General features: G+C 69.3%; 11 protein-coding genes. 3 read left to right on the top strand and 8 right to left on the bottom strand.

The annotated features are described in order from the left end of the window. The 3 genes from NE358_RS11925 to NE358_RS11915 all read right to left on the bottom strand — a co-directional run bounded on the left by NE358_RS11925 (nt 1) and on the right by NE358_RS11915 (nt 3,822). Nucleotides 1-1,113, bottom strand: a complete 1,113-nt coding sequence (locus NE358_RS11925) for a PAS domain-containing sensor histidine kinase (protein WP_103206136.1) — start codon at nt 1,111-1,113, stop codon at nt 1-3. A 107-nt stretch (nt 1,114-1,220) separates the two neighbouring features. After that, entirely contained in the window at nt 1,221-2,810 is a 1,590-nt protein-coding gene (locus NE358_RS11920; protein ID WP_141376116.1) for a molybdopterin-dependent oxidoreductase, read from the bottom strand. 79 nt (nt 2,811-2,889) lie between these two features. Further along, nucleotides 2,890-3,822 (bottom strand): EamA family transporter, encoded by a 933-nt coding sequence (locus tag NE358_RS11915; protein WP_141376114.1) that lies wholly within the window; start codon nt 3,820-3,822, stop codon nt 2,890-2,892. Between the two features lie 80 nt (nt 3,823-3,902). Between NE358_RS11915 and NE358_RS11910 the strand changes: the two genes are divergently transcribed. Then, a complete protein-coding gene (locus tag NE358_RS11910; protein WP_289938788.1) occupies nt 3,903-4,385 on the top strand; it encodes an Lrp/AsnC family transcriptional regulator in 483 nt (160 codons plus the stop codon). A 37-nt stretch (nt 4,386-4,422) separates the two neighbouring features. On the opposite strand, the gene NE358_RS11905 is transcribed toward NE358_RS11910, so the two are convergent. The 4 genes from NE358_RS11905 to NE358_RS11890 all read right to left on the bottom strand — a co-directional run bounded on the left by NE358_RS11905 (nt 4,423) and on the right by NE358_RS11890 (nt 7,923). Continuing rightward, nucleotides 4,423-4,608 (bottom strand): hypothetical protein, encoded by a 186-nt coding sequence (locus NE358_RS11905; protein WP_289938786.1) that lies wholly within the window; start codon nt 4,606-4,608, stop codon nt 4,423-4,425. Nucleotides 4,609-4,699: 91 nt separating this feature from the next. Next, complete coding sequence (locus NE358_RS11900; RefSeq protein WP_289938785.1) at nt 4,700-5,740, bottom strand: aldo/keto reductase; 1,041 nt, start codon at nt 5,738-5,740, stop codon at nt 4,700-4,702. A 57-nt stretch (nt 5,741-5,797) separates the two neighbouring features. Next, entirely contained in the window at nt 5,798-6,835 is a 1,038-nt protein-coding gene (locus NE358_RS11895) for a methionine synthase (RefSeq protein WP_289938783.1), read from the bottom strand. Between the two features lie 20 nt (nt 6,836-6,855). Next, nucleotides 6,856-7,923, bottom strand: coding sequence for a putative oxygenase MesX (locus NE358_RS11890; protein ID WP_499317868.1), 1,068 nt, complete (start codon nt 7,921-7,923; stop codon nt 6,856-6,858). A 42-nt stretch (nt 7,924-7,965) separates the two neighbouring features. Between NE358_RS11890 and NE358_RS11885 the strand changes: the two genes are divergently transcribed. Both NE358_RS11885 and NE358_RS11880 read left to right on the top strand, forming a co-directional pair. Further along, on the top strand, nt 7,966-8,907 hold the full coding sequence (locus tag NE358_RS11885) for a LysR family transcriptional regulator (protein ID WP_103206142.1): 942 nt from the start codon (nt 7,966-7,968) through the stop codon (nt 8,905-8,907). Nucleotides 8,908-9,123: 216 nt separating this feature from the next. Further along, on the top strand, nt 9,124-9,723 hold the full coding sequence (locus NE358_RS11880) for a hypothetical protein (RefSeq protein WP_103206443.1): 600 nt from the start codon (nt 9,124-9,126) through the stop codon (nt 9,721-9,723). 55 nt (nt 9,724-9,778) lie between these two features. Here the strand turns inward: NE358_RS11880 and NE358_RS11875 are convergent, their stop codons facing one another. Next, nucleotides 9,779-13,522, bottom strand: coding sequence for a family 43 glycosylhydrolase (locus NE358_RS11875; protein ID WP_289938776.1), 3,744 nt, complete (start codon nt 13,520-13,522; stop codon nt 9,779-9,781). Nucleotides 13,523-13,617 lie beyond the last annotated feature (95 nt).

Genomic DNA, 13,617 nt, shown 5'->3' with positions numbered 1-13,617 from the left:
TCACGCGCGCGGTGCGGGGCCCGTCTCGTCGTCGGCGCGCGGAATCGTGATCGTCACGCTCGTCCCCGTGCCGGGAGCACTGGTGATGCGCAGTGTTCCGCCGTGCTCGCTGACGATCCGTTGGACACTCGCCAGTCCGATGCCGCGTCCGCCGTCGCCGGCGTCGGCGAGCCGACCGCGGTTGCCTTCCTGCGCGATCGAGGCGAGATCGTCGGGATGAATGCCACGCCCCCGGTCGCGCACGCGGACCGCGGCGCCCTCGTCGGTTTCGAAGGCGTCGATCTCGATGAGGTCGTCGGAGTATTTCGCGGCGTTCTCGAGCACGTTGGCGATGGCGCGTCGCAGCCCCAGGACATCGCCCCAGACGGGGACGGCATCCATCTGTCCGAAGACGACTCGTCCGGGCGCATCTCCGGGGAGCACCAGCGAAACCGCCCCGCGCGCGATCAGATCGAGGCTCGCGCGGCGGCGTCCTCGCTCTGACGCGGTGGTGACGTCGGCCATGAGTGCCTGGGCCATCGCGATGATGTGGTCGCTCGCTTGGGCGGCGAGATGCAGAAGGCGGTGGTCGGGGGGAAGCTCCTCGCCGATGAGGTCGAGGTAGCCGCGCAGCGCGGTGACGGGAGAGAGCAGGTCGTGCGCGAAGGTTCGCTGCAGAGCCAGACGCTCGTCGGCCGCCTGCTTCTCGGTCGTCAGGTCGCGCACGATCTTGACGAATCCCCGCACCTGGCCTTGGTCGTTGCGGATCGCGGAGATCGTCACGCGTGCCCAGAACTCGCTGCCGTCGTTGCGCACGCGCCAGCCGGTGTCTTCGACGTGTCCGTCGCGCTGGGCGGCGGCGAGCAGCTGGTCGGGCCTGCCTCGGTGCCGGTCTTCTTCGCGATAGAAGCGCGAGAAATGAGAACCGAGGATCTCGTGCTCGTGGTACCCCTTGATCCGTTCGGCGCCGAGGTTCCAGCCGCGCACGAAACCGCCGCTGTCGAGCTTGACGATCGCGAAGAGATCGACCTGCTCGTCCCAGTCCTGGGGGATCGAGCGTCGGATACTCGTCAGGGGGTGGGTGGGGTCGACACCGGGAGGGGCAGAGGACAGGGGCGGATCATCCGGAACCATGGTCATAGGAGAGCGCCCGTGCGGGCCGGGGTGCTTGCTGAAGGCATATGCCGATCATGCCCCGGGTGCACGCCCGGGAATAGAGATTGACATTCCCGGGCGGCCCCTCACGACGAGACGGTGACGAGCGTCCGCTGCCACCCGCTCGATCCGTCGGGAGCGATCGGCGCCTGATCCTGGATCTGAAGGTTGCCCTGTTTGTCGGTGGCGCGAACCGCGATGTAGTGCGTGCCGGCCTCGGCGGTCCAGTCCAGCTTCCACTGCACCCACGATTGGTCGTTGATCGGCGTCGACAGCTGCGTCTCCTGCCATTCGCCGTTGTCGATGCTCACCTCGACCTTCTGCACGCCCACGGGCTGCGCCCAGGCCATGCCGGCGACGACGACGGCGCCCGCCGGGACGGGAGATCCGATCTTCGGGGTGTCGACGCGCGACGACATCTTGATCGGCGCCTCGGCGGAGTAACCACGCGGCGTCCAGTACGCCTCGTCCTTATCGAACCGTGTCACCGTGAGCTTGGTGACCCACTTCGTCGCCGACACGTAGCCGTACAGGCCCGGCACGACCATGCGCACGGGGAAGCCGTGCTCGAACGGGAGGGGTTCGCCGTTCATCTTCACGGCGAAGATCGCGTCGAGGTTGTCGTCGGTGAGCGAGGAGAGCGGAGTGGATGCCGTGTACCCGTCGACGCTCTCGGACAACACCATGTCGGCATCTCCCTGCACGCCCGCCATGCGCAGCACGTCGCGGATGGGGATGCCGGTCCAGATGGCGTTTCCGACGAGACCGCCGCCGACTTCATTGGAGACGCACGTCAGAGTCACGCCGTACTCGTCGAGACCCATGTTGACGAGGTCGTCGAAGCTCAGCTCGATCGGGTTGTCGACCATGCCCTCGATCGAGAGGCGCCAGGTCGTGGGATCGACGTTCGGAACCGTCAGCGCCGTATCGACGCGGTAGAAGTCGCCGTTCGGCGTGATGATCGGGCTCAGGTTGGCGATGTCCCAGTTCGCCCCCTCGGGCACGGTGACGGTCGTGCGGGCTGCGGGGATCCGCAGTGCGTCGCGGGCCGCGGCGACCGACGAGGTGGCGGTGTTGAGCACGCGAGCGCCGACGCCCACGATCACCGCGCCGACCGCGCTGATGCCGGTGAACAGCAGGAACTGGCGACGGTCGGTGCCCACGGCATCCGCCCTGTCCGCGGTGGCCGCGGAGACCCAGCGCCGCAAGCGAACGATGGCCAGAAGGAGCACGAGGATGCCCGCGACGGTGCCGATGACCGGAGGGAGCCAGGCCAGGGCGCCGGCTCCGGTCCGGGTGACGATGGCTGCGGTCGCGAGGATGCCGCCGATTCCCAGCAGGATCGCACCCACGAAGCGGAAGCGATACTCGAGAGCACCGGCGACCGCGGCGGCCACGGCGGCGCCGAGACCCACGCCCGCGAGCAGGGCGATCTTGTCGCTCTCGCCGAACAGCGTGATGGCGAGTTCTTTGAGGGGGCGCGGGACGATGTCGACGATGAACGAGCCCACCGCGAGGATCGGGCTCGCCGACCGCGCGACAAGAGCCGCGAGCGCTTCGGCGACGGCGAGAAGGGCAGCCGCCGACACGATGCCGGCCAGTGCTGCCCAGATCCAGGCGTGCGGGCGGCGGACCGTGGTGTTCTTCCCGGTCCGGGCCGCGGTGTCGGTCGTCATGGCATTCCTCGTCTCCGCCCTTCGCGCAGACGCGACGAGCCTCCACCCTTCTTCGGAGCGGACGGGGGAATGGATGCCGTCAGCGCGCGGGTTCGGGCGCGTTCGTCGTCGCGGGGGTGAGGGCGAAGACCGCGACACCGGTCACGATGAGTGCCAGAGCGAGGCCGAGGCCCGGTCCGAGATGCTCTCCGAGCAGCGGCACGGCGACGATGGCGGTGAGTACGGGGCTGAGGGCGCCGGCGGCGGCGGGCAGACTGCTGCCGAGGTTCTTGACCGCTACGACGTAGCAGGCGGTCGAGAGAAGCCCCGTGCCGACGCCCTGCACGAGGGCGTAGGTCGCCACGCTGCCCAGGTCGGCGGTGCCGGAGAACAGCGTCGAGGGGAGCACTCCGGTCGCGGCCAGCAGCAGAGCCGATGCCACCGAGACGACGGACACGACCACGATCACCGCGACCGGATCGAGGCGTGTGCGGGCGACCCCGAGTGTGTAGGCGGCCCACACGAGGCCGGCGGCGAGCAGAACCGCGATCCCGCCGGGCCCGGCCGGTCCGCCGGTGAACAGCGCACTGGCCATCACGCCGGCGACGATCGCGGCGAGGGCGAGCAGGCGTCGTGCCGACATCCGGCGGCGGTAGCGGAGGAAGAGAAGCAGCGCGACGAAAAGGGGGACGGTCCCCGGCACGAGCAGTCCGGTGAGCGCCGCAGAGGTGAGGTGCGCACCCCACGCGAACAGCAGGAAGTGCGGAAGCCCGGCCAGCAGCACGAGGGCCAGCACCGACGGTCGCTCGGCGCGCAGGGCGCGGAACGTCCGAGGAATCCAGGGACTGAGCACGGCGGCGGGCACGGCGAAGCGCACGATCGCGGCATCCGCCATGGTGAGTCCGGCGCTCTCGAGAGCGCGAGTGGACAGCGCGAACGACGCCCACAGAGCGACGACGGCGGCGAGAGCGGTGACGCCGACGACGGTGCGGCGGGGCAGGGCGAGGGGGAGCGGAAGGGCGAACGTCGTCACCCTGCGAGCGTAGAAAGACCACCGACGCAGGCGATTGCGATTCTTGCTCCCGCGGGGTCGAAATTGGCAGAATCTGCCTTATGAACGCCCTCGACCGCATCGACCGACTCATCCTGCGCGAGTTGCAGAACGACGGGCGGCTCTCCAATCAAGAACTCGCCGATCGCGTCGGCCTCTCCCCGTCGCCGTGTCTGCGACGCGTGCGTCAGCTCGAACAGGCGGGCGTCATCGAGGGCTACCGCGCGGTCGTCTCGCCGAAGGCGGTCGACCTCACCATCACGGCTTTCGTGCGCCTGCGTCTCGCCTCGCACGAGGGGGCGACGGTGGATGCCGTCGAGAAGCGCTTGCGCGCGATCCCGCACATCGTCGAAGCGCACCTGCTCGCCGGCGACTGGGACTACCTGGTGCGCATCGTCACGCCGAGCTTCGAGGAGTACGAGCGGCTCCTCCGAGAGCACCTGCGTGCAATCCCGTCGCTGTCGTCGATCGACACGACCTTCGCGTTCGGGGTCACCAAGCCCGTGTCCCCCCTCCCGCTTGAACCGGCCCCCGGGCACGCGTAAGGCCCGGGTCGACGAGCGCGACCCGGGCCCGGGCTGTTCAGCGCTGCGAGCGCTGCGTGAGAACCTTCGCCTGCACCTTGCGGCGGATCTTCTGCACCTTCGGGTCTTTCCAGACCCGGTAGGCGACGGTGCCGGCGGCGGCAGCGCGGCCGATCGCCGTCCTGGCGAGGACGGCACCCGCCAGAGCGACCGCTCCGGTTCCGATCCAACGTGCGACACCCATAACGCCTCCTCGATTGTGTGTGGGTTCTCACCTCACACGATCCAGCGCCGGATGCCGCGCCGCTTGCGCCGACGCCGTGGTTGTGCGTCGCTCAGCGCAGCGACCCGCCGGAGGGGGCGGCGAAGGGCTCGAGGGCGGCGATCACGTCGTCGCTCAGTGTGGCCTTGCTCGCCTCGACGGCGTCGTCGATCTGGCTCGGGCGCGAGGCGCCGATGATCGCGGTGGTGACCACCGGGTCGCGCAGCACCCACGCCACGGCCAGCTGCGGGATGGACAGCCCCGCCTCGCGGGCGACCCCGTCGATGCCGCGGATGCGTTCGAGGTAATCGTCGGTGAGGGCGGACTCGTCGAGGAAGCGGCTGTCGGCCGCTCGCGAGTCGGCGGGCACGGTGCCGTCGAGGTACTTCGCGGTCAGCAGACCTTGCGCGAGGGGCGAGAAGACCGCGCTGCCGACGGACAGCTCGCGCAGTGTCGGGAACAGCTCCGCCTCGGGCGTGCGGTCGAACAGCGAGTACCGCGGTTGGTGGATGAACAGGCGCACACCCTCGGCCGCGAGCAGCTCGTGCGCGCGACGGGTGAGTTCGGCCGGGTAGTTCGAGATGCCCACGTACAGGGCCTTGCCGCTGCGCACGATGTCGGCGAGGGCCGTGACCGTCTCTTCGATCGGCGTCTCGATGTCGACGCGATGCGAGTAGAACACGTCGACGTAGTCGGTGCGCATGCGCGTGAGACTCTGCTCGAGCGAGCGCACGAGATACTTGCGCGAGCCGCCGTCGCCGTATGGACCGGGCCACATGTCGTATCCGGCCTTGGTCGAGAGGAACAGCTCGTCGCGGTAGGGGCGCAAGTCGCTGTCGAGGACCGTCCCGAAGGTCGCCTCGGCCGCACCGTAGGGCGGACCGTAGTTGTTCGCGAGGTCGATGTGCACGACGCCCCGGTCGACGGCATGACGAAGAATCTCGCGCTGCGAATCGAGCGTGCGTCCGCTGCCGAAGTTCTGCCACAAGCCGAGCGAGATGCGGGGGAGGGGGATGCCGCTCGCCCCGGCGCGCAGGAACGGCACGTCGTCGTAGCGGGTGGAGGACGCGGTGAAGGCGGACGTCAGGCGGGGATCATCGGCGGCGATGGGCATGGTTCTCCTCGGCGGTGAAGGGGGACACCGTCGACTCTGCCACGGATCGCGCGGCTCTCAGGCGGGAACGCGCGCGAGCTCGTCGCGAAGAATGCCGGCACCCGCCGACAGGGCGCTGAGCTTCTCGAACGCCACCTGCCGGGGGAGGGGCGCCATGCCGCAGTTCGAACTGGCGACGAGCTTGTCGGCATCCACGAACTGCAGGGCTCGCCGGAGGGTATCGGCGACCTCTTCGGGGGATTCCACCTCGTGACTGGCGACGTCGATCGCACCGAGCATGACCTTCTTGCCACGGATGAGCTCGATGAGATCGATCGGCACGTGCGAGTTGTGGCTCTCGAGCGAGACGGTGTCGATGCTCGAGCGCTGCAACAGTGGGAACGACTCCTCGTACTGGCGCCACTCGGCCCCGAGCGTCGCCTTCCAGTCCGTGTTGGCCTTGATGCCGTAGCCGTAGCAGATGTGCACCACGGTCTCGGCGCGCAGTCCCTCGGCCGCGCGCTCGAGAGTGGCCACGCCCCAGTCCTTCATCTCGTCGAAGAAGACGTTGAAGGCGGGCTCGTCGAACTGGATGATGTCGACTCCCGCGGCCTCGAGCTCGCGCGCTTCCTGGTTGAGGATGGTCGCGAATTCCCACGCGAGCCTCTCGCGGCTGCGGTAGTGATGGTCGGCGAGGGTGTCGATCATCGTCATGGGGCCGGGAAGGGCCCACTTGATCGGTCGGTCCGTCTGCTGGCGCAGGAAGGCGGCATCCTGGACGAAGACCGGCTGGCGGCGGCTCACCGCGCCCACCACCGTCGGCACGCTCGCGTCGTAGCGGTCCCGGATGCGCACGGTCTCGCGGTTCTCGAAGTCGACGCCCTCGAGGTGCTCGATGAAGGTCGTCACGAAGTGCTGACGGGTCTGCTCGCCGTCGCTGACGATGTCGAGGCCCCGGCGCTCCTGCTCCTTGGCGGCGCTGCGCAGGGCATCGTGCTTACCCTCGACCAGCGTGTCGCCGTCGAGCTCCCATGGCGACCACAGCACCTCGGGCTTGGCGAGCCACGCGGGTTTGGGGAGGCTTCCGACGATGGAAGTGGGCAGGACGGTGTTCACAGTGGTCGCCTTCGGGGTCGTCATCGGGTCGGGAGGGCGTCGGAGACGAGCCACGCGTCGAGCACGGCACGGTGGGGCTTCACGAAGTGCTCCTCGGTATAGCGGCCCTGCGTGATGCCCAGGCGGCTGCGCTCCTCGCGGTCGTAGGCGATGTTCGTGCGGGTGAAGTCCTCGTGGGCCAGCGTGGGGCGGTAGACCTCGCCCGCGGGCTCGTGCGCGTTGTAGATCTCGGGGCGGTAGATCTTCTGGAACGTCTCCATCGTGGCCACCGTGCCCGCCAGCTGCAGGTCGGTGTAGTCGGCGAGCAGATCGCCGCGGAAGTAGAACGCCAGCGGGGCGAAGCTGCCGCGCGGCATGAAGTACCGCACCTGCAGGCCCATTTTTGCGAAGTACTCGTCGGTCAGCGAGAACGAGTCCTGCTCGTACTCGTGCCCCAGGACGGGGTGTACGACGCCGGTGCGGTGATAGGTGCGACTCGTCGACACGCTGATGCACACCACGGGCGACTGCGTGTAGCGCTCGCGGTAGGCCTCGGAATCGAGGAAGTGCTGGAAGAGCTTGCCGTGCAGGATGCCGAAGTCCTCGGGCAGCGTGAAGCTCTTGCCCTCACCGTTGGCCGCGGGCAGCAGCACGCTGAAGTCGTAGTCGCGCAGGTACGACGAGAAGTTGTTCCCGACGATGCCCTGACGGCGCTCGCCCGTGACGGTGTCGACGACGTGGATGTCGAGGACTTCGAGCAGCGGGAACGCGCGGTCGTCGCCGGCGTCGTCGAACTGCAGCTCGGTCGAGACGATGTCGAGCTCGACGCGGTAGCGGTCGCCCGAAGGGTTGTCGGCGTCGGCGAGCTCGTTGAAGCGGCGATCGATCATGGCCAGCGCGTTGCGCAGGTTCTGTCGGCGGTGCTCGCCCCGGGCGAGGTTGGCGAAGTTCGTGGTGATCCGCGAGCTGGACGAGGGCGCGTAGTCCTCGTCGAAGCGTGTGGTGGAGATGCGGAACGTGATGTCGTTCGCCATGTCGAGCCAATCGGGAGGGGCCGGGGTCGGCCGTGCGGTGAGCGTGTCCTCATCGTCCCGCCAGCGAGGTGTCATCGGGTAATTCCGTCCGGCTATGCAGAGGTATAGCTTTGGGCTATGGCAAAGAGGGCGAGCGGCATCACTCTGCAGCAGTTGCAGTACTTCATCGAGGTGGCGGCCGAAGGATCGATCAGCGCCGCCGCCGACCTGCTCTACGTCGCGCAGCCCACGATGTCGGCGGCGATGCGCGATCTCGAGACGCGGGTGGGGCGAGACCTGCTCACCCGATCGGCGCGTGGCGTCACCCTCACCGTCGACGGGGTCGAGTTCCTGGGCTACGCCCGGCAGGTGGTGGAGCAGGCCGAACTGCTCGAGCAGCGCTACCTGGGGCGACCGCCCTCACGACGCCTGCTCGGCGTCTCGGCCCAGCATTACTCGTTCGTCGTCGACGCGTTCGTGCGGATGGTGAAGGCGACGGATGCCGCGGAGTACGAGTTCTCGCTGCGCGAGACGCGAACGTGGGACATCATCGAAGACGTCCGGACGCTGCGCAGCGAACTCGGCATCCTGTTCCGCAACGACTTCAATCGGAACGTCCTCGACAAGCTGCTGCGGGACTCGGGGCTCGCCTTCCACCCGCTCTTCCGCGCCGAGCCGCACATTTTCGTCTCTCGACGCAATCCGCTCGCCGGTCGCGAGCGCGCGACGCTGGACGACCTCGCAGACCTCCCGCGTCTCACCTTCGACCAGGGCGCGAACAACTCCTTCTACTTCGCCGAAGAGATTCTCTCGACCCTCTCGAGCAGGCAGGAGATCCGGGTCTCCGATCGCGCGACGATCTTCAACCTCATGATCGGTCTCGACGGGTACACGATCTCCACCGGCATCATCAGCGACGACCTCGACCCCGAGATCGTCGCGGTCCCCCTCGACGTCGACGAGCGGATCGAGATCGGCTGGATCGGTCGCACGTCCATCCCCCTGACCGAGCAGGCGCAGCGGTATCTCGCCGAGGTGCGGGATGTGGTCGCGGGGTTCGGCGTGGAACTGCTGGACTGAGAGCGTTTCACGCATGATGTGAAGCTTCACACGCGTAGCCTCCGACGTGATCTCTGCCGGAAACATGCCGCTACGACGGCGATCTCCGCCTGTCACGCCGCCGCACGATGAGAACTCGATGAGAACCCTCACGCGCTCCTTCTCTACGGCGGCGTGTTGCGCTTACTGTCTCAAGACGCGGCACCGATGCCGCGGACCATTCGAAGGAGAATGACCATGCAGCACGCATCCCCCCGATCCCGCCCCCTCTTCCAGCGCGTCGTCGTCGCGGCCGCGGCGCTCGCCGCCGTCGTCGCCCCGCTGACGGTGACCTCGACCCCGGCAGAGGCCGCGGGTCGAATGACCTACACTCTGTACACCGAGGCCAACCCCACGGCCGATCAAGCCGACGCGTACGACCGCATTCGAGCGGCGATGGATGCCGCGGTCTCGCGCTACAACGAGTTCAGCGACTTCGACCGCCACCTGAACGTCTACTACGTCCCCGGGGTGCCCACCGCCGAGGCGAGCATCGACGGCACCATCCGCTTCGGCGAGAACCGCGGCTTCATGCAGGAGCGCACGGCCCTGCACGAGATCTCGCACACCGTCGGCAACGGCACGGCCAACGCCTGGTACGCGATGTGCCAGAACGGACAGTGGACGGGCGCGAACGCCAACGCGAAGCTCGCCGAGTTCGACGGGGCCGGTGCGGTGCTCAACTGCGGGGGGTCGCACATCTGGCCCTACGGCCTCAACTACGACAACGAGATGTCCGACCTCAACGCCGACCGTCACGTGCAGATCATCTGGGCGATGATCGCCGACGGTATGTGACAGCGCACGCGGGCGCCGCGCGGCCGATACGGCTCGCGCGGCGCTCTGTGGTCGTTTAGCCGTGAAGACAAACGATGACACGTCTGCGGCGCAGCGCCAGAGCCGTCGCTCCAGCGAGGAGAGCTGCCGAGCCCAGGAGAGCTGCAACCCACGTCGCACCGACGCCCGTCTTCGCCAGCGACCCCGGCGCCACGACCTCGATGGCGAGCCGGCCGAAGACGCGGCCATCGCCCCGCGCGACCTCGAGCGTGTGCGCGCCCTGGTCGAAGCCGGCGGGGACGGTGACACGGAAGACGACGCGGCCCGAGTCATCGGCGGCGGGAATGCCGGCGATCGGCAGCGGCGTGCTGTGCAGGACGGCCGAGATCTGCTCGCCGGCGTTCAGCCCGGTCGCGGTGACCGTGAAGGACTCTCCCGGGGCGACGCGTGTGGCGCTCGCCGTGGCCGTCGCCTCCGACGCGGAGTCGCCGGGGGTGGGAGAGGGCTGCGTGGTGGGTTCGGGGGAGGGTGACGATCCCCCGGCGGGCACGATCGTGACGGTCATCGTCACGGTGCGCAGGGCGGGGAGCACCTGCTCGTCCTTGCTCATGTCGAGCACGGGTCGGTCGCCGGCTGCCCAGTGGACGCGGCCGATGCGGGTGTCACGGCCGTTGCCTTCGACGCCGTCGCCCCAGGTGTGGAACACGTAGAGCTCGTTGCCGTCCTCGTCGGTGGTGACCGCGCCGTGACCCGGGCCCTGCGGGTAGGTGAGATAGTCCCAGACCCCGGCCGGCATCGGCACGCTCTTCATCAACGGGGTGTTGTACTTGTGCCAGCTGTCGATGTCCATGAGGTCGCTGTCGAGGTCGGCCCAGACGCCGCCGACGACGTATCGCGGGCTCACGCCGTCGCTCGAGTAGATCAGGAAGATCTTGCCGTCGCGCTCCATCGCGAACGAGCCCTCGGCCAGGCGCAGCTCCCACGAGAGCGACGGCGAGATCACGGGTTTCGCCTCGCCCACGATTCGGGTGGGGTCGGCGGGGTCGACCTTCGCGATCCACGTGAGCGGGTCGCCGAACCCGGGGGAGGTGTAGCGCTGCGACCACGTGTAGTAGGCCTGCCCGTTCGCCTCGAAGTACGTCATGTCGAGGCTGATGTTGCTGTAGCCCTCGCGACCGAGCGCTGTCCCGTCGGCCTGCAGGACCGGCGCGGGCTTCGACCAGTCCGCCGGGTTCGCGGGATCCCCGCCGTCGCGGAGCTGCATGATGTACGACTGCACGGTGCGCCAGTCGGCGCCGTCGTTGGCCTGCGAGTCGCCCGAGTTGAAGCACGGCGAGAACAGGATCGACAGCGTGCCGCCGATCTCGTGGATCTCGGGCGCCCAGTAGCAGCCGGCGATGGTCCGACCGTCGGTGGTGGTGTCGCGGCGCGTCCAGCGGTTCAGCAGGTCGACCTCGCGTTGCGCTCCGCCCGCGGCATCCGACAGTCCGTCGAACGTGTCCGAGACGCGGATGGGCAGGTGGGGCGAGGCGATGTTGTTGTTGTTCGTGTCGTCGGTCGCGATGAAGAGGTACTGCGTGCGGCCCTCGCGCTCGTAGCGGTAGATGGTCGGGTCGGCGCGGTTGGCGGCGAAGGGGACGCTGTAGTCCTTCTGGCGGACGGTGCCCGTCACCATGACGATGCCCTGAGTGGCGGCGCGCGCCGCCGCCAGGTCGTCGGCGTTCCAGTCCACGGGGAGGGTCGCGGTCGAGCCGTCGCTGTACGAGAGGTCGGCGCGCGTGCGGTCGAGGGCGTCGCCGGCGCCGGCCGTGACGGTCACGGGTGCGACCGAGACGGCGGTGTTCACGACGCGGTCGTATCTCTCGGCCAGAGCCGTAGCGATCGCGGCGCTGACCGGCAGTATGCCGCCGGGTTCGGCATTTGCGACGCGACCCGCGAACGAGCCCCAGGACGGATCCGCGACACCGAGCGGGGAGCCGGCGATGACGTCTCCGCGGTTGCCTGTCGATACGACGCGGCTGCGGGTGCCGTCGTTTTCGGTATTGAAGGGGTCGGCGACCTGCTCCGTGCGGGCGAGGTCGGTCACGGTCGTGTACCGGGCCTGGCCGGAGCGGTCAGCCCACGACACGAGGTAGCGCTGTTGCCCCGAGTCCCACACGGCGCGCGGAGAGACGACCCCGTCGGTGGTCCCCAGGTCGATCGTCCCGAGCTCCGCGAACTGCGAACCGCGGTCATCTTCGGCGCGGAACACGAGCGCCCCACTCGAGGCCGTGGCATCCGGTGTTCCCGACATCTCGACGCGCGTGGCGACGAAGCCGAGCCGGCCGTCGGCGAAGAAGAACGGTGAGGGGGAGCCGATCCCGCGCTGCTCCACGTTGTCGACGCCCACGTGCTCGCCGCGTGCGAAGACCACGCCGTAGTTGTCTTGCAGGGGCTGCGCGGTGTCGGCGGACGAACCCACCGCGAGGTGGATGCTCCGCGCGACGGTGTCCTGGTTCGCGTCGTGGTCGTTCGTCGGCGTGCGGGTGTAGGCGACGAGGCTCTGCGCCGTGGCGGGATCGAGCACCGTGACGGTGAACGTCTTCGAGAACGTGGTGGCTCCCCAGGTCGCGGAGGCGGTGACCTGAGAAGTGCGGTCACCCGAGCCCGGGTTCACGAGCGCCCCGTTCGCGACGGTGTCGCCGCTCCAGCGCAGGTCGACGCCCGCGACGGTCGGGAGGGAGGTTCCGGATGCCACGACCGGCGGCACGACGAGAGATGCGCTCAACCGAGCCGAGAGGTCGGCAGCGGAGTCCGCCTTCACGGTGACCTGTACGGGCGCTCCGGTTGCGGTGGCGCCGGCGAAGGTCGTGGTCGATGTCAGCGTGACGGTGGCGTCGGGCGAGCCGGGGGCGGGGCGGGTCACCCGACCGTCGGTGGAGACGACGGCGGGCGCGCTCGACGCCCACGAGATCGACGAGCCGCCGGTCCCCGCGCGGGGGAGCGTCAGGTCGGCGGTGACGGCGGAGGTGTCGCCGAGGTCGACGGCGGCCGCGTCGGCTCGCGCGATCGCGTCTGCCGCGGGAGCGGCGATCGCACGGACCTGCTCCGCGTCGAGTGCCGCGCGGTCCACGCGGACGTCGTCGACAGCGCCCGCGAAGAACGGGTCGCCCGGGTAGAGCGACTTGCCGATGAGTCCCGAGAACACCGAAGACCCGACGGTGGCGGCACCCGTGGCGGTCGTCGTGGTGGATGCCACGGCCTCGCCGTCGACGTAGGTGGTGACACGCTGCCCCGACGTGAGGGCGACGGCGAGGTGACTCCATCGCGTCGACGACGCGGGCCCGCTGCCGGTCGCCCGCTGCTCGGTGCCGGATTTGACGGCGCCGATGAGGTTGCCGCCGCAGCGCGGTGTGGCGAAGAGGTACCGGTCGTTCGAGCTGCCGAGGCTGTACGCCCACGAGCACTCCTGCCCGCCCGACCAGCGGACCCACGCCGAGATCGTGACGTCGCCCGTCGAGGCGTCGGTCAGGCCGGGCGCGATCTCGACGAAGGCCGCTCCCGACGTCGCCGCCCCGCCGGGCAGCGAGAGTGCGCGGTCGGAGCCGCCGCGGGGGCCCTCGACGATACTCGCGCCGGCGCCGCGCAGAGTTCCGGCATGGGCTCCGGCGGCATCCGGGATCTGAGCCCCGGCGGCGAGAGAGCCGGTGTCGAGGCCGTCGAAGTCGTAGAGGAGGGCGGCCGCGGGAACGGCGGCCTGGGCCGGAGCGATGCCGGTGACGAGCCCTGCGCCGACCAGGGCAGCGGCGACGGCGAGAGCGGCAGGGCGACGTGAACGCATGCGGGGAGCCTTTCGGGCGAACGGCGAGGCGTCGCGTCCGGGTCGCCGGTCCGGCGACCGAGACCGCACGTCGTCGTGGCGGTCCTGGCCGGGGT

Source organism: Sphingomonas sp. G5 (assembly GCF_052660795.1).
The sequence above is the reverse complement of the archived record's forward strand: the minus strand, read 5'-3'. Positions and strand labels throughout refer to the sequence as shown.

What these genes read in the sequence shown, in the direction of transcription:
- NE358_RS11900 (WP_289938785.1), bottom strand. Translation starts at nt 5,740, where the DNA reads ATGCCCATCGCCGCCGATGATCCCCGCCTGACGTCCGCCTTCACCGCG.
- NE358_RS11910 (WP_289938788.1), top strand. Translation starts at nt 3,903, where the DNA reads ATGAACGCCCTCGACCGCATCGACCGACTCATCCTGCGCGAGTTGCAG.
- NE358_RS11885 (WP_103206142.1), top strand. Translation starts at nt 7,966, where the DNA reads ATGGCAAAGAGGGCGAGCGGCATCACTCTGCAGCAGTTGCAGTACTTC.
- NE358_RS11875 (WP_289938776.1), bottom strand. Translation starts at nt 13,522, where the DNA reads ATGCGTTCACGTCGCCCTGCCGCTCTCGCCGTCGCCGCTGCCCTGGTC.
- NE358_RS11905 (WP_289938786.1), bottom strand. Translation starts at nt 4,608, where the DNA reads ATGGGTGTCGCACGTTGGATCGGAACCGGAGCGGTCGCTCTGGCGGGT.
- NE358_RS11890 (WP_499317868.1), bottom strand. Translation starts at nt 7,923, where the DNA reads ATGACACCTCGCTGGCGGGACGATGAGGACACGCTCACCGCACGGCCG.
- NE358_RS11920 (WP_141376116.1), bottom strand. Translation starts at nt 2,810, where the DNA reads ATGACGACCGACACCGCGGCCCGGACCGGGAAGAACACCACGGTCCGC.
- NE358_RS11880 (WP_103206443.1), top strand. Translation starts at nt 9,124, where the DNA reads ATGCAGCACGCATCCCCCCGATCCCGCCCCCTCTTCCAGCGCGTCGTC.
- NE358_RS11925 (WP_103206136.1), bottom strand. Translation starts at nt 1,113, where the DNA reads ATGGTTCCGGATGATCCGCCCCTGTCCTCTGCCCCTCCCGGTGTCGAC.